Source organism: Belliella buryatensis (genome assembly GCF_900188245.1).
GTDB classification, from domain to species: Bacteria; Bacteroidota; Bacteroidia; order Cytophagales; family Cyclobacteriaceae; genus Belliella; species Belliella buryatensis.
This window is the reverse complement of record NZ_FZOK01000001.1, coordinates 282745-305529: the sequence shown is the minus strand read 5'-3', so window position 1 is coordinate 305529 and position 22785 is coordinate 282745. Positions and strand designations below refer to the sequence as shown.

Annotated in this window: 11 protein-coding genes; 6 read left to right on the top strand and 5 right to left on the bottom strand. The window is 40.0% G+C overall.

Features of this window, described 5'->3' with window-relative positions; genetic code table 11:
- Positions 1–146: 146 nt before the first annotated feature.
- Positions 147–3179, bottom strand: a complete 3033-nt coding sequence (locus CHB66_RS01235; RefSeq protein WP_089237138.1) for an AAA family ATPase — start codon at positions 3177–3179, stop codon at positions 147–149.
- Positions 3176–4405, bottom strand: coding sequence for a metallophosphoesterase family protein (locus CHB66_RS01230; protein WP_170932402.1), 1230 nt, complete (start codon positions 4403–4405; stop codon positions 3176–3178). The genes CHB66_RS01235 and CHB66_RS01230 overlap by 4 nt, the downstream gene beginning before the upstream one ends.
- 145 nt (positions 4406–4550) lie before the next feature.
- Here CHB66_RS01230 and CHB66_RS01225 point away from each other — a divergent pair, with 145 nt between their 5' ends.
- From CHB66_RS01225 to CHB66_RS01200, 5 genes are all read left to right on the top strand, one after another.
- Complete coding sequence (locus tag CHB66_RS01225) at positions 4551–5117, top strand: septal ring lytic transglycosylase RlpA family protein (RefSeq protein WP_089237136.1); 567 nt, start codon at positions 4551–4553, stop codon at positions 5115–5117.
- 438 nt (positions 5118–5555) lie between these two features.
- Complete coding sequence (locus tag CHB66_RS01215; RefSeq protein ID WP_089237132.1) at positions 5556–6629, top strand: efflux RND transporter periplasmic adaptor subunit; 1074 nt, start codon at positions 5556–5558, stop codon at positions 6627–6629.
- Positions 6630–6634: 5 nt separating this feature from the next.
- Positions 6635–9697: an efflux RND transporter permease subunit gene (locus CHB66_RS01210; protein WP_089237130.1), complete on the top strand. Its 3063-nt coding sequence runs from the start codon at positions 6635–6637 to the stop codon at positions 9695–9697.
- A 10-nt stretch (positions 9698–9707) separates the two neighbouring features.
- A complete protein-coding gene (locus tag CHB66_RS01205; protein WP_089237128.1) occupies positions 9708–12824 on the top strand; it encodes an efflux RND transporter permease subunit in 3117 nt (1038 codons plus the stop codon).
- Between the two features lie 96 nt (positions 12825–12920).
- A complete protein-coding gene (locus CHB66_RS01200) occupies positions 12921–14111 on the top strand; it encodes a hypothetical protein (RefSeq protein WP_089237126.1) in 1191 nt (396 codons plus the stop codon).
- A gap of 129 nt (positions 14112–14240) precedes the next feature.
- Here CHB66_RS01200 and CHB66_RS01195 read toward each other — a convergent pair whose 3' ends face one another.
- The 3 genes from CHB66_RS01195 to CHB66_RS01185 form a co-directional block, all read right to left on the bottom strand.
- Positions 14241–14933, bottom strand: coding sequence for a hypothetical protein (locus CHB66_RS01195; RefSeq protein WP_089237124.1), 693 nt, complete (start codon positions 14931–14933; stop codon positions 14241–14243).
- Positions 14934–15614: 681 nt separating this feature from the next.
- A complete protein-coding gene (locus CHB66_RS01190) occupies positions 15615–18839 on the bottom strand; it encodes a S41 family peptidase (protein WP_089237122.1) in 3225 nt (1074 codons plus the stop codon).
- A 1039-nt stretch (positions 18840–19878) separates the two neighbouring features.
- Positions 19879–21261 (bottom strand): TIGR00341 family protein, encoded by a 1383-nt coding sequence (locus CHB66_RS01185; RefSeq protein ID WP_089237120.1) that lies wholly within the window; start codon positions 21259–21261, stop codon positions 19879–19881.
- 1115 nt (positions 21262–22376) lie between these two features.
- Here CHB66_RS01185 and CHB66_RS01180 point away from each other — a divergent pair.
- Complete coding sequence (locus CHB66_RS01180) at positions 22377–22751, top strand: response regulator (protein WP_089237118.1); 375 nt, start codon at positions 22377–22379, stop codon at positions 22749–22751.
- Positions 22752–22785: the final 34 nt, after the last annotated feature.

Here is a 22785-nt window from a genome sequence, read left to right as displayed (position 1 = left end):
ATTCCCATCTCTGCAACTTTGAATTATCTCAGAGCTTTCTTTTGTATCTTATCTCCTCAAGCACCTCTTTAACCAATCCTCAACTTTCTTAGCGCAGCTCTGCTCCTTTGAGATCTTTGAGAGATCCCTATCTCATATCTCACGTCTCAAAAAGAATACCTCACCTGACTACCTTTCTCTGCATCCAACTCAATTTTCGCATAGACTTCGATTTCTTGTTGGAGTTCTTCGACGTGGGAGATGATACCGACAACTCTATTTTCATGGCGTAGGGCTTTGAGGGTTTCGAAGACGACTCGAAGGGCATTTCTATCCAAGGCACCAAAACCTTCATCTAAAAAGAAGAAACTCTGATCTGCCTCATTGAGAGATTTGACTTTCTCTGCCAAAGCCAAAGCCAAACATAATGATGCTTGAAATGTCTGACCACCGGAAAGGGTTTTGAGGAGCCTTTTTTTGCCACCATTGAGGTAATCTATCACCCAGAAGGTGTTGTTATCATCAATTTCCAAGCTTAGGCTGTTTTTCGTGAGTTTATTGAATCTGATGTTGGCTGTATTACAGAGTTCCTTGAGGTAAATGGAACTCACGTATTTTACAAATCCACTGCCTTTAAAGAGCTTTTCTAACTCTTTGAGATTGCTTTCTCTGTTTTCGAGTTTGCCGTAGATCGTGCGAACTTCTTTTTTCTCTTTGAGCTTTTCTCGGCTGTCTTTGATTTCTCGATCGAGTAAGGTAAATTCCTTTTTGATTTCTTCTAAGGCTTTGAATTTAACTTGTAGAGAATCCTTCAGGCTTTCAAAGTTCTCTTGGCTAAAGTTGCTTATCCCATCGGTCTTTTTGATTTCCTGGATGCGTGATTCTACCAAATGTGCTCTTTGCTCAAAGTTCTTGATTTCTATCTCCACCTTGTCCGCATCCATATTGTTGTGATAGAGTTCCTGAAGCTGTGATTCGTCCGTAAAATGATATTCCTCTTTGCGCTGAGCATAAAGGGTGTTCAGTTCTTCAATTTTGTTTTGCGCTTCTTTCAAGGCTTTTTTTGAATTTTCCAGATTTGCCAAATTAGTAGCTTGCTTTGCTCTGAGTTCTACCATGACCTTCTGAATTCCGCTCAGCAGATCAGCAGTTCTGTCGATGTCATCTTGAACCTTTTGGATTGTTTGACGGATATTTTCTGCATCTTTTGTAAAAAATGGCTGACAAAAACCTAAATCCTTGATGTCATCTCTTTTGGTATTTTGTGTTGCTTGGAGCATTCTTAGCCCCTGCTCCAAGTTTCGGAGTTTCTGATCTTCTTCTTCTAGTTTTACTTTCCCTTCTTGCAAGTTTTTCCTCCATTCTTTGAGTTGTTTGCTTTGATGCTCACTTTTCAGAATAGCCTCATCGGTGGTTTGAAGGAAAGCCTTTACTGCATCTATATTTTCAAAATTCTGCTCTTTGAGTGAAGATTCTAGATTTGTTAATTGATTCTCAATCGCAGTCAAATCAGTTTTTTTGGATTCGTATTGTTGAGTCAGAGTGTCTTTTTTGAAGGTGACTTCTGATAGTTTTTTGGAGGAATCAAAGATACTTTCTAGCGTAGCCTTTGTCTTTTCGATATTGGATTCGATTTCCAACAAGAATTTGTTTTCCTCTTCTCCTTGGAGTGGATTGGGATGATCGATCGCGCCACAAAGTGGACAAGGGTTACCATCTTCCAATAGATGTATATGTGCACTCAATCCACTTTTTTGGATCAATTTATCTCTGTCTGACTCGAGAGCTTTGATTTGGTTTTTCAGTGTAAAGGCCCAAGAATCAAATGAAGTTTCATTAGTAGGGATACGCTCTTGAAGTGTTGCAATATCTTTTTCACTTTGATCGATAGACTCCTTTAGTACCTTGATTTCTGTATTCAGATTTTTCTTTGAAGAAGTCCAAGCTTCCCAATCTTTCACTGCGCTTTTCAGCTCAGCCAACTGATTGGCATTGGGTATTTGGTTTGCTTCTAGGTCATCTTCAAGTAATTTGATTTTCGATTCTAGAGTTTGTTGAGCTGATTTTTTGCTTTCAAGATGAGGTTGGGTAACTTCGATTTCTTTGTTTGCATCTTGGATTTTCTGTTGCAGCTCTTGGATTTCTTTGACCTTCTCTAAGTCTCTGATTTTGGATTCTCTCTCTGATTTCTTATTCGCTTTTTCTTTGAGGTCTGTTTCTTCAGCTTCTTTTTTGGAGATTTCTGTAACAAAATTCTCCTTAAATCTTTCGCAATCAGTGAAGCTTACCTGATGCTTTTCTATTTCCTGCTTCTTTTCATGGATTTGATCATAGATAGGTTTGAGGTAAGTTTTAGCAGTTAGAAAATCCTTGTAAATGGCTTTCTGATTTTCAATCGCAGGCTTTTTCAATTGCAGTTCTTCCCATTCTTTCTCAAAATTCTGGAGAGATTGGAATAGTGCCTGAATCTGTTCTTGCTTTTTGTAGCTAGCTTCTGTTTTTTGAAAATCTGTTTCCAAATCACCTGCTTGATGGGCGATTTGATCTAATTGCTTTTCTTTTTTCTCTAAAATTTCGTCAGAATAGAGTTCTAAGCTTGCCAGCTGTGTTTCCAGTCTGATTTTTTCATCTTTGACAGATCGGAGCAGTCCAGCAGTTTTGTAGCTCAAATCAAATCTTTCTAAGCCAAACAACTCCTTCATCATCTCGGCTCTCGGCCCAGGTGTGAGGTCGATAAATTCCTTGAATTTTCCCTGAGGAATGATGACAGTCTGCTTGAAATGCTCTTTTTTCATCCCCAAAATCTCCTCACCTCGAAGTGTCAATGGCTGAAGTTCTGTTGCTGTCTTAAGATAGAAGCTGTGCTCAGCAGGTTTAACATCATCAAAATTCTTAGGATTTCGCTTTGCGGCATATCTGCCTAGGTAGGTATTGCTGTTGTTTTTCCCTGCTTTGAATTCAAAATTGATCAGCAACTCTTCACTTTGCAGATTGACCATGCTGTTTTTTTCTCCACGGTCTGAAAGTCGCTCGGTGCTTCCATAGAGTGCAAGCAGGACAGCTTCTAATATAGATGATTTTCCACTTCCTACCGCACCAAAAATCCCAAAAAGTCCAGCTGCTGTCAGTTGATCAAATTCGATGACTTGCTTTTCCTTGTAGGAATAAAGCCCTTGTATTTCTAGTCTAATTGGGATCATAAATCTTCGTTTTGGCTGATTACTTCATTAAAAATATCGATCAACTCCCCATTGGGCTCTTGACCTTTTTCGCTTTTGTAATACACCTTGAAAAGTGTCACCATATCTTTTCCCAAATCCTCTACTTTGAGGCTTAAGCTTTCCTGACCTTTGATATGCAGAATCTCTGGGATCAAGTTGACTATTCCATCGTGAGCTTTCATGATGGCTTTTCTCGTCGCTGCGTCAATGGCATGCTCGGTGGCAAATGTGATTTCTACAAAACAGTAAGGATTCTCTTCCAGCCAAGCCAAGGTATCAGCTAAATTTTCAAAGCGTTTTCTGAATAGAGGTCTGCCTTCTTTGAGGGGGATAGCTTCGTAGGAAACTTCTTTATTAGCTTCTGCCTGTATGATCACGACTCTTTTTTCCTGATCCGCTTCGCTAAAAGAGTAGGCTAGGGGAGAACTTGAATATACCACTGGAAAAGGAGATTTGCTCACCGCATGATAGCGGTGTAAGTGTCCCAAGGCAGCATATTGAATTTGTGTAGGAATATTGGACGTATAAAGTGCCTGTGCTCCGCCAACATGTAGGATGGGCCGTTCACTTTCAGGTTCTGGCTCTGGTTTTTCACCTTCTTTGATAAAGAAAAAATGCCCTGCAAATAGGTTGATGCCACTCTCGTCACAATAACGGTCAGCAAGATTATGCCATTTTGCTTCAAGGATATTCCTCAATTCCGCTTCTCTGTCTTCTTCGCCAAGATAGGTTTTGAGTAGGACTTCATTGGCATAAGGAGCTAAAATGATGCGGATAGGTTCAGCATGTTTTGGGAGTTTGATTTCTATAAATCCTGATTCTGAATTGAGAATTTCTATACCATTGTCTAGTTTTCCTATTGGCATGACCGAGTCGTATCTGCTGTAGAAGAAAATGCCCATTTCCCTAGCTAAAGGATCCGGAGCTTCGACAAACTGCGTGCTATCGTGATTTCCTGAGATGGCGATGATCGGTCTTTCTCCATTTTTAGACAGTCTTCGTAAGGTTTTGTATAGCAACTCTACCGCTTCGTGGCTAGGGTTGAAACTGTCAAAAATATCACCTGCTAGCAAAATCAGATCAACTTCTTGATCATCTGCGATTTGAATGATTTCTTCTAGGACGAGTTTTTGTTCTTCCATTCTGGAAAAATCCTGCAATCTTTTGCCCAAATGCCAGTCTGCTGTATGAAGGATTTTGATCATAGCTGAAAAGTCTTCTTTAGATTTAAATGAAAATAGTTTAACTTTATTCGATAGGGAATTTAAAGTTATCAGCTTGGGACATCCTTTCCAAGTGAGATTTTAATTAATGACAGCAATTGGCATATAAATTGTCAAAGGTTCGCAGATGAAAAAAATCAGCTTAATCATAGGTCTATTTTTATTCTTTGGCTTGACGAGCGTTCAAGCTCAGGATGAGATCATTCAATTAGAGAATGTCCATGTTGCAGATTCTACTTTTTTGATTGAAGAAGGTGTGGCGAGTTATTATGGGACGAGATTCCATCTGCGGAAAACAGCCAATGGGGAAGTTTATGATATGGAGGAGCTAACTGCCGCACACAAGCACTTGCCTTTTGGGACCATGCTCAGAGTGGTGAATCTAAAAAATGAAAAAGAAGTTTGGGTCCGCGTCAATGATCGCTTACCGAAATCTTCCAAAAGAGTGATTGATCTTTCCAAAGGTGCTGCCAGAGAATTAGAAATGATTAGAGATGGGGTTGTTCCTGTAAGATTGGAAGTTCCCGATCAAGAAACCATCGTCTCGTTAATTGATTATTATCAAGAAAATAAACCTGAGGGGATGCGTTTAAGATTATATCCCGAGCCCATAGAATTTTTAAGACCCAACATAGAGATGCTTGAGTTGATGCTCAACCTTCCCTCGGAAATGCTTCTATCTAGAAATAATTGAATCAAAACGGTCATCGTGATTTAGGGAAGTACATTTATTACAAAGTACCATGTGCAAAGCAATCCAACCCCATACCCTAATCCCCCAATAACTAAATCCCTTAATCATCTAAATAAAAAATCCGCGCATTTACCTCCCTCAATGAGGATCCCCGTAATCTGTGCGAGCCCCCAACTTTCCAACTTTCCAACTCCAATCCCCCAATCCCCCAGTGACTAAATCCCCCAATCATCAACATAAAAAAATCCGCGTAATCTGTGTAATCTGTGAGAGCCCCCAACTTTCCAACCCCAATCCCCATTCCCCCAATCAACCAATAACCAATAACTAACTCCCCCCTCGCTTTCATCACATTTTTTCATTTTTTAACACTATGATATTTTGATATTGTTTAATTTGTTAGTTTATTGATGCCCCAATACTTTAATTCAATTATTTATGAGTCATCGAAAATTGTTTTTTATGGCTGCCTTGCTTTTGGGCAGTACATTTTCTTGTGAAGAAGAGAAAAAAGAAAATGAAGAAATCCCTAAGGATTCTTTTAGAGCCGAAGTAGCAGCCACTCCAGTAAGAGTCGCCAATGCCGAACAGCGCACATTCGACTACCTAATCAACGCCACAGGTAAAATCGACGCTGTTGATCAAGTGAAGGTCGTGATCCAAAGACAAGGTATCCTCAGCGAACTTAATGTCAAGGAAGGTGATTTTGTGGAAAAGGGAGCTGTTTTAGCCCGATTAGATGACTCTGAGGCAAATTTCAGAATGGAAAAAGCTCGCATACAACTCAAAAATGCGCAAGCCAACTATGAATCTGAAATCCTCAGCTTTGGGACCATCATGAGTTCTGATGATGAAGAGCGTAAAGGAAGCATTACTGATCAAATTAAAGCAAAAAGTGGTCTTTTTGCCGCAGAGATAGACTTGAAAGAAGCACAACTCGAAATAGAAAAATCAGTTGTCAAAGCCCCAACTTCCGGCAGAGTAGCAGACCTTCAGATCAAAAAAGGCAGCTTGGTTTCTAATGGAGCCGAGTTTATGGAGATCATCAATACCAATTCCCTCGAACTAAGAGTAAAAGTGCTGGAGTCAGATATCAATCTAATCTCTCTCGGGCAGAAAGCGGAAGTATATCCAGTCTCTGGTTCTGCTGAGCCATTTTCTGGGACGGTTCGCAGCATCAATCCCAAGGTAGATGAAAATGGCTTGGTCCAAGTCAGTATTTTGGTCAATAATGGCAAAGGCCTTCTTCCAGGCATGAATGCCCGAGCAATCATAAGAGCCCCACAAAACAACAGTATCGTAGTACCAAAACAAGCACTTGTGTACAGATCTAGCAGAGCGGTGGTATTTACTATCGAAAACAATGAGTCCAAATGGAATTACGTAGAAGTTGGCAAAGACAATGGCAAAGAAGTGGAGATTCTCTCAGGAATAGAACCAGGCAGTACAGTGATTACCACCAATAATTTGCAGCTCGCCCATCAGGCACCAGTGCAAATTGTAAAAGATTAATCGCTATGGTTAGATTTTTACTAGCGAGACCCATTGCCGTATTGATGACTTTTGTTGCACTGATGGTGTTCAGTGTGATTGTGTTCAGAACATTGCCGATTTCGCTGCTACCACCCATCGATGTACCGCAGATAGTCATCAAAGTCAACTATCCCAATGCTTCACCAGAGGCAATTGAGCAAAATGTCCTTGCCAATATCAGAGCAGAATTGATGACGCTCAATGGACTTGAAGAAGTAGACAGTAAGGCGGGTAGTGAAGTAGGTACCATTCGACTCACTTTTGATTATGGTACCAAGATGGAACTGGCCTATATCGATGTTAATGAAAAAATAGACAGGATCACCAATAGCCTTCCTGCTGGATTGGCTCGCCCCCAAGTGATTCGAATCAACACGAATGATATTCCCGTCATTCGGGTGCAAGTGATCCCAAAACCAGGAATCGATTATGCAGAAGTCAGCTTGTTGGCTGAAAATGTTCTAAAAAAGCGACTGGAACAACTCCAAGGAGTTTCCCTAGTGGATATCAACGGCAAAAAGGAAAGAGGCATTACTGTCACCCCAGACAAAGCAGGACTCAGAGCGCTTGGAATGACAGAAGAAAATGTCATTCGAGCCATCCGCTTTGGCAATGAAGAACTTCCTGGGATCAGTGTAGAAGATGGCCAATTCAGATATTACCTTCGCATGGCTACGCGAGTAGATACTCCAGATGACATCATGCGATTGCCTGTTACCAATGACAAAGGACTTACCGTAGAACTAGGTCGAGTAGCAGAAGTAAGGTATGAAAATAAAGATGTCCTAGGGTATCACTATTTTGGAACACAAGAAGGCTTGGTCATCACGGTTCACAAGCAAGCTTCCGCCAAAATGAATGAAATGATGCCTTTGATCTATGAATCATTGGATTATTTCAGAGCAGATTATCCTCAGGTGGATTTTGATGTCACTCAGGATCAATCTACCCTGCTAAATGCCGGAATCAGTAACCTTCAAACCTCCCTGCTTTTTGGGGGAATGTTCGCTTTTGGAGTGTTATTCATCTTCATGGGGAACTACAGGACTCCAGTCATCATTGGGATTTCTTTACCTTCTTCTTTGATCATCAGCTTTTTAGTCTTTTACTTCTTCGAAATTTCTATCAATGTGATTTCCTTAAGTGGTTTAGCACTAGGCTTAGGGATGTTGATTGATAACTCCATCATTGTTTTGGATAATATTACCCGAAAAAGGAAAGAGGGCCTACCGATATTTGAGGCTTGTGTCCAAGGAGTGAATGAAGTCATGTCGGCTTTGATCAGTTCTGTCTTGACAACCTTGGCTGTATTTATTCCGCTGGTATTCCTAAGTGGAATATCTGGAGCCCTATTTTATGATCAAGCAGTATCAGTGGCAGCGATTCTATTTGTATCGCTTTTGGTTGCCTTCATCTTATTACCAATGCTTTACCATTTCTTCTTTAGAAATAAATCTGTGGAGGAGTTGGCCAAGGAGGATAGTAAGTTTTTCCGTGCAGTGCTTAGAGGGTACAAAGCCTTGTATCAAAAGATTTTCCTGAGAAGAGGACTGAGCTTTACCGTTTTCATGCTCTTTATTCCTTTAGCCCTTTTGGTCAGTCAATTATTGAAAACAGAAGGCTTACCACCAATCGAGAAGTTTGACGCTTTGGTGGAAATTGATTGGAACGAACCTATAGGCGTGGAGCAAAATAGAGATAGGTTGCTCAGTAGCCTAAAAGCGCTAGGAGAGGGCTACCTCAAGGCAGAATCAGACATTGGAGTAAGACAGTTCCTGCTTTTTGATGGAGAAAATTCCATTCAGCAAGCTAGCGTATATTTCCTTTTTGAATCTCAGGAGAGTAAAAATGAGATGACACAACGATTCAGACAATTAGTAACGAGCAACTTCCCAACGGCCGAAATCAGTGTCATGGATGCACCCAATGCTTTCGATCAATTGTTTTCTTCCAATATTCCTTATTATGAAGTTCGCTGGAAGGATTTGGCGACAAAAAGACCAGTGGATGAAGCAAAAATGGATGAATGGTTGGAGACTTTCCCAACACCTGAATACGATAGAGGTCCAGGATTACAAAAAGAAGCTTCGGTAGTTTTCAGTTTGGATGCACCCAAAATGACCACTTACGGGGTAACAGTTTCAGGTATCCAAGATCAAATCAATAAGTTGTTTGGGAATTTCACCATTACCGAAATCAAACGATTTGGTGAAATCACACCGATCCGCATGAAAGGGGAACAGGCAGATTTTGAACAATTGCTGCGATCCAGCTTCGTAGCTGGGCAAGATGGCAATGAATATGCTTTAAGTAATTTCATTCGCTTCGATTATGTGAATCACTACAAATTTGTCACGGCAGACAAAGGAGGCATCTATCAGTCTGTAAATCTCAACGCAGATAATCCCACCCAATATGATTCTCCGATCAATGAATGGGCCGCAGACAAGAATCTTGGGGTTTCCTTTTTTGGCCAATACTTCAAGGATCGAGATACCATCAGTCAGCTGATTGGTATTCTTATGGTAGCTGTTTTACTCTTGTATTTTATCCTTTCGGCTCAGTTTGAGAGTTTTGTGCAGCCATTGATTGTGATTTTCACCTTGCCACTGGGAATCGGAGGAGCATTTATTGTACTTTTCCTCACTGGTACATCTCTGAATGTCATGTCAGCCATCGGACTTGTGGTGATGCTAGGTATCATGGTGAATGATGCCATCTTGAAGATCGATACAATCAATAGACTTCGCATCAAGTACAGAGAAACCACAGCGCTATCCGCAAGGGAAATTCTCGATAGAGCCCTTTATGAAGCTGGTGAAATTCGTTTGAAACCGATTTTGATGACTTCTGTTACGACGATTCTAGCCTTATTGCCCGTGGTATTTAGTGCTGGCTTAGGAGCGGATTTACAGAGACCACTGGTTTTCTCTGTGATAGGTGGTCTGACGATTGGAACATTTACAGCCTTGTATTTTGTGCCATTGGCTTACTGGTTTATTGGAGGTAAGATTACTGTGAAGGAATCAGAACGGATTACAGTGTAGGAGATAGCTTATGACACCTTTTAGAATCATTATATCATTTATTGTCTTAGCTGTCATTGGCTTTGCATTGGTACCCAAACTCTCGGTGGATTTGAATCCAAGAGACAAGGAACCCATACTCACAGTCAGCTACGGAGTAAGGCAGGCATCTCCTGACTTGGTCGAAAAATTGGCCACTTCTCCTTTGGAAGGAGCTTTATCTCAGCTTGCAGAATTAAAGAAAATCAGGTCTGTATCTCGATACAATGGAGGTAATGTCACCCTGACATTTGACAAGGAGACAGACATGGAGTTCAAGAAATTTGAAGTGGCCTCCATCATCAGACAGGTCTACCCATCCTTGGATGAAAATGTCAGCTATCCATTGGTGACACAGACCGCGGAGCGTAGAGCCAATGTCAAAAATCCCATTTTGATATACAGTATCAATGGTCCCTTTGCTGCTTTTGAAATCAAGAAAATCACTGAGGATGTCCTAAAGACCTCCCTCAATAGGTTTGAAGAAATAGAGGAAATCAATGTCAGAGGAGCCACAGATTTGCAGCTTTTTGTAGATTATGACATCAAAAAACTACAAGCACTCAAGCTTTCAAGGTCGGATGTGACGTCTGCGATCAACGGTGCCTTTGGAAGAAATTATCCAGGAGCATTGACCAATACCAGGGGAGAGACGCTTTTTATCCAAGTGGATCGATCACTCCAGCAAATGTCCCAAGTAGAAAACCTACTGATCACAACTCGCGAAGGAAAGGAAGTCTACCTCAAAGACATTGCAAAGCTCACCATCCAAGAAGCCGAAGCAAGTTCCTATTACAGAATCAATGGCAATAACTCCGTCAGCCTATCCATCATCAATCGTGATGGAGTCAACAAGGTGATCCTTGCGAAAGAAATCAAAGCTGCCATCGAAGAAGCCAAGCCATTGCTTCCAGCGGGTTTTGAGGTTCGGCTAGAAACAGACGATACAGAGTTTTTGGAAAAGGAGCTCAACAAAATCTACAAGCGCTCGGGCCTGTCTATTTTGATCTTGATTGTCTTTATTTTCCTGATCAACAGAAACCTCAAGTACCTTAGCATTTTATTCTTGGGTATTGTTGTCAATTTGAGTATCACGGGGATTGTTCTCTATTTGCTCAAAGTAGACATCCACTTGTATTCCCTAGCAGGGCTGACTATTTCCTTTGGATTGATCGTGGACAATGCAATTATCATGATCGATCACCTGCATAAGCATAAGAACAGGAAGGTGTTTCTCGCTTTGCTAGCTGCATCATTGACGACTATTGCGGCTCTGATGATAGTCTTCTTTTTACCTGAGGATGAGCGGAAAAACCTCACGGAATTTTCCATTGTAGTGGCAACAATGCTAGGAGTATCTCTAGTAGTGGCATTGCTTTTTACCCCAGCCATGTACTCCTTACTATTTGGAGGACAAAAGGTTAAAGGGAGACAACTCACCTTAGCTCAATTGAGAAAAAGAGTGAAAGCTTTCAGGCTATACAACAATACAATCAGCTTCACGGCAAAATACAGAAAGACCTTTGTGACCATGTTATTGCTGCTTTTTGGCTTACCAGTGTTTTTCATGCCTGCCAAGTGGGAAGGACAAGAATGGTATAACAAAACCATTGGCTCCACGCTTTATCAAGAAGAAATCAGACCTTATGTCGACAAAGCACTAGGAGGATCCTTGAGGATGTTTGTACGTGGGGTGTATGAAAAATCAGGCTATAGAGAAGCAGAGAAAACTAGGCTGAATGTGCAAGCTAGGTTACCTTTTGGCAATACCCTAGATCAGATGGATTTCATTATGAGGGAATTTGAGGGATACCTCAAAGGTGTAGAAGGTATAGATCAGTTTATCACCAATGTACAATCAGGCCAGTTTGCAAGCATTTCAATCACCTTCAAAGAAGCATACGAAAAGTCAGCGCTTCCTTATCAACTCAAAGGTAGACTTTCGGTCAAATCCACAGACTGGTCAGGTGCAAGATGGAATATTTTTGGAGTAGGGCAGGGGTTCTACACTGGCGGTGGGGGTGAAGGGATTCCTTCCTTTCAAGTGACTATGAAAGGTTACAATTACGACGAACTTGAGAGACAGTCGGAAGTGCTTGCGGAAAAACTACTCAAACATAAAAGAATCCAAGAAGTCAATACTAATGAGCGTGTTAGTTATAATGAAGCCAAAACAGAGGAGTATGTCTTGCGCTTAGATCAGAGAAACCTAGCACTTGGTGGAATCAATCAATACCAATTGATCAACTCTCTGAACGACGTGTCCAAACCAACGGGGACTTCTGGTAGCCTAACTTTGGACGAGAAAAACTATGGCGTAGTCGTCCGAGAAAATCAATCTGAAAGATTCTCTAAATTCGACTTGGAAGAGACGAGCTTAATTACTGGAGAGGACAATATCTTCAAAGTGAGCAATTTCGGAACTTTGGCCAAAGAGTTTACGACGAACTCCCTCTACAAAGAGGATCGACAATACATCCGCTCGGTGGCTTTTGAATACATGGGTTCGAGGAAGTTTGGTGATGAATACCTTACGGAAGTGTTGAATGAGATGAAACTAGCTATGCCCATTGGCTATACAGCTACCAAGCAAACTTGGTCTTGGGACTATGGCAAAGCCAAACGACAGTATGGTTTGATGGCAGTCTTGATTGTAGGCGTGTTTTTTATTACCGCGGTGTTGTTTGAGAACCTGAGACAACCCTTTTACATCATAGCGATTATTCCACTCTCCTTTATTGGCTTGTTTTTGATCTTCTCTTTGGGCAATTTCTACTATGACCAAGGAGGTTGGGCAGCTTTTGTCATGTTGGGAGGACTGGCAGTCAATGCAGCTATCTTTATTGTCAATGACCTCAACAATAGGAAGTCAGGTGGCCCTGTGAATTATAATAGAAATGTCATCAAGGCTGCTGCAGGCAAATCCATCCCGATCATGCTCACCATCATGTCCACCTGTTTTGGTTTGATTCCATTCATCATGGAAGGGCAAAATGAAATATTCTGGTTTTCCTTAGCCATAGGAACCATTGGGGGATTAGTATTCAGCATTGTAGGCGTGTTTATAGGATTGCCAGTATTCTTATGGAGAAAGGTAAAAAGGACCTGATATTTTATAAATAAAGCTGCTTATTATCCATGGCAAACATGTCATATATAATTGAATAATCGACACTAATGTAAGTACATATTAAACTTAGATTTTATGAAATACACTTACAAAACGATTGTAACAGCTACAATTTTTAACTTGATCATTTTAAGTTGCAGCCAAAGTAATGAAGAAAGTATCAGCAGCCCCATTGACCTTGTTGAACTTGAACTGATCGATTCCTTGGTTATCGATGAATTATCAATTCTTAGAATACAAGACATTGATGTGGATGCTGGAAAGGTACTTTTGGTTTCTAATAATAAGAATCTCTTCCTAACTGACTTACAAGGAGAAAAGCTACAATCCTATGAATTAAATAATGATGGACCTGATGGATTGGGAAGAAATGGTGCATTTGGCTACAAATTTTTGGATAAAGATAAATTTGTAGCTCAAGGCTTAATGACCTCCTATTTTATCTATGATTTGTCGGGTAAGCAACTCAAGAAAGTGCCATACAATGCAAAGGAACTCTATAGAATAACCATCTACAATAATAGAACGACTTTTCATCCCTACATGAAGGATGGTCAAATGATGATGATAGGTGAAGAGTTAAACTTCTTTTCCGCAGAAGAAAGTGATCCCAAAACTTTGGGTGTAGGCTATTACGAAAAAATCAGTAATGTTTATAGATATAATCTAGATACAGAAGAAAATGAAATATTGGAATCCTATCCTGCCAGCTGGGAGCCAAGAGCAAATCAGAGATTTGTAGGAATCAATCTATCTTTTGTAACCTTACATGATACCAAAAAATCCTACGCTTTATTACCCTTAACTGGATCACAGCTTTTCATCTATGATTTAGGAGAAGAAATATCACTGCGTACAGAAGTTCAACTCCAGCATCCCGAAAGACCGGGTTTGCCGCCTACAATTTCTCCAGACAATTCAGGTAAGTACAGTGATTACCCTGCTTTTGGCAATGTACTATATGCTGGGGATTATTGCTTGATTCAATTTAATTCAAGGATTCCTGAATCCCAAATGAATGAATTGCGAGCCCTTTCCGAGCAATATTGGAACTCGGATGAATACAAAGAGGCTGCAAAGAAATTCATCAAACCTTACTATATCCTTGTCAAAAATGGGAAGCAAATAGGTATAATCAATGAAATGCCAGTCAATGGAACTGTTGAGTTTCTTGACAAAAATGGGATCATCTATATCAATGACAATACAAACCCAGAAGAAGAACGAGATTACAATGTGTTCTACAAAGTGAAGATTGTGGATTGAATAATCCATCTTTAGCATGAAGACTAAAGCATAAAAAAACAGCCGTGGAATTTCTCCTTCGGCTGTTTTTTTATTGTTATAGTTGGTTTAGTATTGTAATAGCAACATTTCAAACTCTATGCCAAAAGGCTAATCAACGTAAAAACTAATCCCTATCGAAGGCTGAATCATATTCAACGAAGACTTGCGGGTGAAATATTCAAACTCCCCATTCACCCTACCATCTGGGTCTGGACGAAATCGAACATCTCCTTTTGTCAAATATTCCAATCTACCGGTGTTCTGATACATCAATTTGATTTCAAGATTCCCATTCACACTTTTTCCAAAGGGGATCAGTAAGCCACCTCCCAATTGATTCATCCTAGCCCAATTACCCATATCTCGACCCTCTTCTATGGGTTCTGTAGTAGCAGTTTCTCTAATCTTAAACCTAGAGTAAGCATATACAGCTCCCAACTGTGCTTCGAAAAAAGGAAAGGCTTTGCCATAAACCTGTGGGAAAAAGCGAAACATACCTGCAGCGCTGAATAAATTATTATTCCTCCTAAGACGTAATTCATCATTAAAACCCACATACAAATCCCGACGCTTTTCGAGTTGTGTACCATAGATTCCATAGCCCAAGCTTAAGCCTATCTCTACAGGAATCTTTGGAATTTGATAGGTAGAAAAAAACACAAATTCAGGAACCTGCACATTTCCCGATTCAGCCTTGAAATCCTGTACTGCTATCCCATGCTTATATTGCAATCCCCACAAGAAATCCTGCGCCAAGGCACCATTTGAAATCAAGAAAACAAAAATCAAGAATTTTTTCATTGAAGTTAATTTAGATTCCTTTAAAAGTACGCACTGCTACGCCGATTGTTGATCTGCAATGACTTATTTAACGTTAATCTACAACATTTATGTTGCTTCATCCCCACGAGATTCTAAAATCGTTAATACCGTTCATCGTTAACCGTTCAAACGCAGAAGTCCTTACCATTCACACAAACTCCCACGTTTACCGCGCAGCCGCAGGCAAGCATTAACGTTTAAAGCTCTTTTCGTTCACCGTTAAATGTTAATCGTTTAAACGTAAAAGTCCTTACCATTCACACATACTCCCATGTTTAACGCGCAGCCGCATGCAAGCATTACCGTTTAACGCTTAACGCTCTTTCCGTTCACCGTTAAATGTTAACCGTTCAAACGCAGAAGTCCTTACCATTCACACACTCCCACGTTTAACGCGCAGCCGCAGGCAAGCATTACCGTTTAACGCTTAACGCTCTTTCCTTTCACCGTTAAATGTTAATCGTTCAAACGCAGAAGTCCTTACCATTCACACAAACTCCCACGTTTACCGCGCAGCCGCAGGTAAGCATTAACGTTTAAAGCTTAACGACAACCCCGTCGCAGGCAAGCATTAACGCTTAACCTCCTAAACAGTTAACCAACCCCGACCCCTCGGGGCAGTTAAGCAAATAACCAACTCCCCAATCAACTAACCTCAAATCACTTATTCCCAAACGACTTATCCGGATATGCTGGAGGACTCGGTACAGGACGTGGATCCTTATTGATCAATTCCTTCAAATGCTCAATAGCAGCTTCCAATTGTGCATCTTTCCCCTCAAAGGTCGCCTTAGGTAAATTGATGATTTCTATATCTGGGATAAATCCTTCACCCTCAATCAACCATTCACCCTCTTCTCCATATACCCCCATCATTGGAGCACGAGCAACGCCATTGTCACTTAAGGTATTGGATCCGCTCAACCAAACTTCCCCTCCCCAAGTGCGTGCACCTATAGATTCACCCATTTTCAACCTCCTAAAGCCTTCCGCAAAAGCTTCTCCATCAGATGCCGTAAATTCATCCACCAACAATACCAAGTGCCCTCTAAATGCATATTGCATATTCCAATAGGGCTCACCTTCTCTGTTTTTCCAGTAGAAAAATGCCTCTCGCATCAATTTTTCCAAAATAAAGGAGTCAATATTCCCACCTCTATTGTGACGCACATCTACGATCAACCCCGATTTCTTAAACTGAGGATAAAAATCTCTGTACCACTGAGAAATATCACTTGTAGTCATTGCACGCAAATGCACATATCCGATCTCTCCTTCAGATGCAGCATCTGTAGCCAACATTCTAGTATATTCCCAATCATTATATCGCAGATTAGACTCTGTCCTCGAGTTCATCGGGATCAGTATTTGATCGGTTAACTTATTTCCATTGGCCGACACCATACCCAATCTCACTTGCTTCCCCGCCTTATCTCTCAAATAATAATTCAAATCAGGCGCTTGAATCACTGCTTCCCCATCCACATGGGTAATCACCGTGCCCACAGGTATGTTGATATCAGGATGGGAGAGGGGTGAAGCCTCGTCAGGATAATCTGGGTCTGATTTATAAATATAATCGATTTGAAAACCTTTTAGTTGGTCGTTTTTGCTCAACCTTGCCCCCAAGAAACCCATACTGATATTATCAGAACCTCTTCTCAAATCACCTCCACCAACACTTGTGTGCAACACAGATAATTCTCCAATCAACTCACCAATTACATCGGACAACTCTGCCCTCGTAGTCACTCGCTCAGCTAGAGGTAAATATTTTTCATACATCTTGTCCCAATTCACCCCATGCATACCTGGATCGTAATAATAATCCCGTTCCATCCTCCAAGCATCGGTGTACAGTTGCTTCCAGTCCTCTTTTGGATCAATGGAGAAATTCCACTTGCTTAAATCCAAACGCATTTCCGAAAGGTTACTGATCGGTGAAGTCTTCAATTCAACCACGTGATGATTGCTGCCCACAGTGACCAGCATGTACTTATTGTTTGCAGATGTCACAAATCTTCTCACGTTGTCTATAAAAGTCTTTTGCTCTGCCTTGGAATCAATCAGCGTCATGGTAATCGCATTTTTTCCATTATCATCAGCATCATTGAGGTAGTACAAAGCCTTGTCAGTGACGATCAAATTGCGATAGTTGCCCGCAGGGACAGGAACTTCTCTCAATCTATTGAGCAAACCTTCTTCCTCTATGATCACCTTGATAGAACCCTCAGCTTTTTTTTCATCATTCGAAGCCTTGGTCTTCAATTCATGATTGAAATGGAAAGGAGATACCACATCCTTTTTTAAAGAAATATGGTAAATCTTCATCTGCTTGTGCCAGTAAGGTTCGGGCTGTCGGGTACCCCAAGGTGAACCTACTTTAGTCTCGAAGTTTCTATCAGAAAGGAAATAAATCCAATTCCCATCAGGACTCCATTGCGGATTGTTGCTATTGGCCTTGTCTGTGGTCAGAGCAATCCTTTTGCCCGTATTGAATTCATAAGCAAATAATTGTGAAAAAGTATTGGAAGCCGTCTGGGCATAAGCTAGCCACTGACTATCAGGTGACCAGGCCATAGCCCCACTGATGCCCTCCCGATTAGTTGAAACTTTCACTTGCTTTTGGCTACCCAATTCCATGATCCACAAGTCCCTATTCAAATCGGTATAAGCCAATCGCTTTCCATCAGGAGAAGGAGTTAAATTGAATCTCAAGGTCTTTCCATCTTTTGTCAACTGCTTCCCAACTTCCAAACCCTTACTATCATATTCAAATATTTCAAACTCTCCACTTTCATCAGAAAATACATAGATGGATTTACCATTAGGAGCAAAGACCGCATCCCGAAACCTGACCCCATCTTTCCTGTCCAATCTCACTAGTCGACCTTCTTTTGCAGGTAAAACAAAACCCCTACCCCTTGCTGTCAAAGCGACAAAGTCCCCATCATTGCTCACAGAAATACCTGAAATATAACTCTCAGGATTAGTCACCCACTTCTCTCGCATTTGATCAAAATCAGAACTCAAACGAATATCCAATTTTTGCTCACTTCCCTCACGCAATTGATGTAAGTAAAGATCCGCTCCTACTCGATAGGCCATCAAGTTGCCATAAAATGACATCTCTCGCACATCATAAGAGTCCTGTTTGGTATGCTGTTTCAAGTCTTTACCATCCGCAGTCATAGACCATACATTCTGTATACCATCCCTTGATGATAAAAAGTAAACTCTTCCTTGATGAAAAGTGGGATGATGGTCTTCTCCTTTGTAATTCTGAGTCAACTTAACAGCCTCTTCGGAGCCATTGGTGTATTTCCATATCTGCCGAGCTGTCCCTCCCTCGTAACGTTTAGTAACATTGTTGTGAAAAGTTGGCCTTACAAAAAAATAAGTACTACCATCATCGGTAAAACTTCCCTCAGCGGCCATTTCAAGTGGTAATATAGTACGCTGACTCGTTTTGATATTTACAGTGATTGTTTGTAACCTAGGCAGTGTAGCATACTGATTGGTGGTATAGGCTAATTCCTCTGCTGATTTCCATGCTGTAGGTACCGATGCCGCAGCCTCGTAAGTCAATCGCTTTGGAATCCCTCCATCGATGGGGATGACATAGACTTCAGTTGGACCCTCGTAAGAAGCGGCATAAGCCACCCATTTACCATCGGGAGATATCTTAGGAGACATTTCCTCTCCGTGATGCGTTGTCAAACGCGTAGCAGTTCCCCCAGTAGTAGATACTTTCCATAAATCTCCCTCGGCCACAAACACAATCACATCTCCATGCAGATCAGGATGCATGTAATAACCTAATTCTTGCGCATGCAAGCCTTGAAGTACAAAAACAAATAAAATAGAGTAGAGGAATTGTCTCATGATTTTTTTAGGTAAAGTCAAACATTGCGTTAATTTAAATCATCCAACTACAATATCAAAACCACCCAAAAATCAAGTCAATTTTAATTCGATGTTTGATTACCTGTTTATTCACCACAGCAGGGTTAACAATTAAACTCCTTATCTACTAAGCATATAAAAAGAAACGGGGCACCAGAAACCGTAAATCCCGTGCCCCAAAAAAATAAATAAGATCATTTATAAGGTCCTAAAAATCAGCTTAAACTTTCCTTATATAGTTACAGATGAAAACTAATATCAAAACGATTAATCACCTTCGTAAAATTACTTAGCCAATAACCCAAAAAAAATACCCTGTTCAGGGTATTTTTCAACTCAAATTGCATTCAAAATTGTACCTTTTAAAGAAAACAAAACTATTCTTAGTAAAAAAACACACTGAACTCTTAGCTAAAAATCTTCCAATCTTCCTCAAATCCAAAATCTCTCCCATCTCTCGGCTTTAAAATCCCTTATTCCAAATAACTATTTAACTAAATAAAAAACAGCGGGGTGATGAACTAAATCCATCACCCCGCTTCACTCACGTAGAATACCAAAAATCAGTTAAGCTTTTCCTACATAGTTTTGGAATAAAATTAAACGAAAAAGTTGCTTAAATCACCCAAAACAAATGTAGACAGTCTATCACAAATAAAAAATACCCTGTTCAGGGTATTTTCACACTAATTTATCTCAATTTTCATCCATAAAGTTAAATTCTCTTAATCCTTTCCCTATAACTACCTATCCTCTTACCATCTCCATCAACGTGTTGCTTAAACTTTTAACACTTTAACATCCGTGTCCAGCTTAATCCTTAACGATCCTCCGCTATTTTTACAAGAACCCTTTCCCCCTTTCCATTCTTTGCCCCTCTGCACCCTTAGCGAGCCCCTTTTTCCTTTCCCCTTTCGTGTCCACGGGATCTCTCCTAAAAAGTTATTCAGTTAAGCGATTAAACATTCCTTCCTCCTCGTTTAACCTTTTTCCCTTTATCCTTTTCCCTAAAAAAAACTTAATCCACAATCAACGCCACCGTGTCAGCCTTCGTCCTCACCTTCAACCATTCCTCAAAGCGCTTCAGCTCTTGATTACCTGGTCTTTGGCGAAACTTCGCATAAGCCATCAACAAAGTGTCTTGCTTATTCTCAGCAATATTGGCCAATACAGCCCTATTCATAGAGAAAGTCAACAAACCAGTATGATTCACTTTCGCTTCCTTGGCTAGATCCATGACCTGTCTACTAGATTCAGCATACTGTGACAATTCACTTTCCAAAAAGGCGATCTTTTGATCCTTGTTTTGAATTAAAACCTCATTTCGCTCATAAAGGTCCTTTAAAACATCCGATCGCAAGAGATTTAAGTCGGGCGTGCCATCACCACTTTGCTTGACTTTCAAAAAAGTATTAGGAAGATTGAAAATCGAAAGCTTCTTCTGCAACCGCTCAATTTCTTCATCAGTGATCCTTTCACCTACCAATGAAACTTCTATACCGCTACTATCTGAAGCAAAATTAAAAGTGCTAGCAATTACCTGTGTTCTTGGAAAATCCATTTCAGTTAAGACAAATTGCTTTGCGTTTTTTTCCCAAAACGTCCTTGTTACTATATTATATGCCAAATAAATGCTAGGTATGATTGTCAATAAGGTAAAAATTGTAATATATCTTTTTACTGTCTTTTCCCTATTAGGATCTAGAAACTCCTTCTTAGGAAATTTCATAAATCTCACAATTAGATAAGTTGATAAACTAATGAAAACAGAGTTGATAAAAAATAAGTAGAAGGCACCAAAGAAATAATACAAGTTACCAGTAGCCAAACCATAACCCGCGGTACAAAGTGGAGGCATCAAAGCGGTAGCGATCGCTACCCCTGGAATGGCATTGGATTTTTCTTTTCTCGAGCCTGCTACGATTCCTGCAAGCCCACCAAACAAAGCAATCAAAACATCCCAAATACTAGGTTCGGTCCTCGCCAAAAGTTCAGACTGAGCGTCACTCAAAGGGGTAAAAGAAAAGTAAAATGTACTCGTGAGGATACTGATGACTACAGCAATTCCTAAATTTTTCATGGATCGCTTTAGCAACTCAAAGTCATTGATACCAGCAGCCATTCCTATACCCATGATCGGACCCATCAAAGGAGAAATTAGCATTGCACCGATAATCACTGCCGTGGAATTCACATTCAATCCGACGGATGCAACAAAGATTGCAAAAATCAAAATCCAAAGATTTGCACCTCGGAATTCGATGTTCTTTTTGATATAATCTATGGTCTCAAGTTCATCTTCCTTGCCTTCATGCAAATCAAATCTGTCCTTAAAAAAGAGTAAAAGTTGTAGTATCCTATTCCTTAATCCAATGGGGTGCTTATCCTCTTGCTGCTTCATTATCGTCTTTTAATTCTGACAACCAAGATATAGAATTTTTCAAAAACTATCGGCAAAATCATTCTATCCTAATTCAATACTTTAGACTTGGAAACTAATCCTTGCAGTTTTCAAATTGGCCTTTTCCACTATTCATGCTTCCTGCAATTATCATTTTTACTTCCCAAATCTAATCCAAACCAATTCATTCTCCATCAATTCAACGAGGGTAGGAGGGGTGTTTTTGTACAATCGAATATTAATGAAAACACCTCTCACCATAGTCTTTCAAGACTTAAGATATTCCTTAGAGCTGTATAGTTTGGCCCTCAATCTTAGCAGTTTTCAAACTGCTTTATTGGCAAGTTTAGGACCCCAGTCATTGACTCTGGTAACCAAATTTTTATTGTTTAAATATCCTTACTACCCTTCAAATCAATAAGGATCATCATAACAGATCAAAGCACAAATATAACTTAAATTAAAATTTTCTTGAAATTATTTAAGGTGTTGATATTATAGTCTTTAAATAAAGTTTAGCCAAGCCATAATATGTAATACCTAAATTAATTAGTCAATCCTAAATCAATAAATCATCCTACCAAAATCTCAATCAACCAATAATTACCTTCTCAATCTTACAATCCAAGCTACCACTTCTAACAAATAACTTTTTCCCAAATTTCTAACATTCTAACCCATCCTAAATTTCCGTTGCTTTCTCTCCACATCGATCGCTCAGCTCTTCCGTTGCGATGGCTACGAGTATCTAACCAACCGTCCTAAAACATGTGGTCCTTTTATGGTCAAAAGGAGACGAGGATTATCTTGTTTTCTAGTCACCATAGATTCCTACAGAGTCAACAATTTTCCATCATATGATCACTTCCCCAACTTTCCAACAACCCAATATTTCAACTTTCCTATCCAATCCCTTAATCAATCAATAACCAACTGCATTTCTCCATTTTTCAAATCTAAAATTCAAATACTATCGCTTCATCAGATAAAACCTTATTTTTGTGGAGACATATTATTGATAGCTTTAAAGAGAACCGAAAGAATCTTAAAAGTCGTACATCTTTAAAGTTTGATTAACATCAAGGAAAACTTTCATCAAATTCTTTTTTGAAACAATGGACAGAGCAATCAACAAAATCATTTTTGTGGATGATGATAAAATCCAGCATATGATCAACAAGAAAAATATGCTACGCATTAAACCGGATTTGGAACTTATTTTCTTTCAGAATCCTTTTTCGGCATTAGAATGGCTAGAGACTAATGACTTTGATCTCCTACTTTTGGATATCAATATGCCTGAAATGAGCGGCTGGGAATTTTTGGATGTTTTGGAAGAAAAGAAAATTCAAATACCAGTCAAAATGCTCAGCTCATCCATGGATCCTGATGATATCGCAAAAAGTAATGCTTACCAAATGGTAGAAGGCTTTTTGGTAAAACCACTTCAAATTGAAGTAATTGAGGAGTTACTTAATTGCCAAAAATGAAGAATATCTGTATAAGAATAATTGCTATATTTAA

Bases quoted from the DNA above. Each gene is read 5' to 3' on its own strand.
- CHB66_RS01235 (WP_089237138.1), bottom strand. From the start codon at position 3,179: ATGATCCCAATTAGACTAGAAATACAAGGGCTTTATTCCTACAAGGAA.
- CHB66_RS01230 (WP_170932402.1), bottom strand. From the start codon at position 4,405: ATGATCAAAATCCTTCATACAGCAGACTGGCATTTGGGCAAAAGATTG.
- CHB66_RS01225 (WP_089237136.1), top strand. From the start codon at position 4,551: ATGAAAAAAATCAGCTTAATCATAGGTCTATTTTTATTCTTTGGCTTG.
- CHB66_RS01215 (WP_089237132.1), top strand. From the start codon at position 5,556: ATGAGTCATCGAAAATTGTTTTTTATGGCTGCCTTGCTTTTGGGCAGT.
- CHB66_RS01210 (WP_089237130.1), top strand. From the start codon at position 6,635: ATGGTTAGATTTTTACTAGCGAGACCCATTGCCGTATTGATGACTTTT.
- CHB66_RS01205 (WP_089237128.1), top strand. From the start codon at position 9,708: ATGACACCTTTTAGAATCATTATATCATTTATTGTCTTAGCTGTCATT.
- CHB66_RS01200 (WP_089237126.1), top strand. From the start codon at position 12,921: ATGAAATACACTTACAAAACGATTGTAACAGCTACAATTTTTAACTTG.
- CHB66_RS01195 (WP_089237124.1), bottom strand. From the start codon at position 14,933: ATGAAAAAATTCTTGATTTTTGTTTTCTTGATTTCAAATGGTGCCTTG.
- CHB66_RS01190 (WP_089237122.1), bottom strand. From the start codon at position 18,839: ATGAGACAATTCCTCTACTCTATTTTATTTGTTTTTGTACTTCAAGGC.
- CHB66_RS01185 (WP_089237120.1), bottom strand. From the start codon at position 21,261: ATGAAGCAGCAAGAGGATAAGCACCCCATTGGATTAAGGAATAGGATA.
- CHB66_RS01180 (WP_089237118.1), top strand. From the start codon at position 22,377: ATGGACAGAGCAATCAACAAAATCATTTTTGTGGATGATGATAAAATC.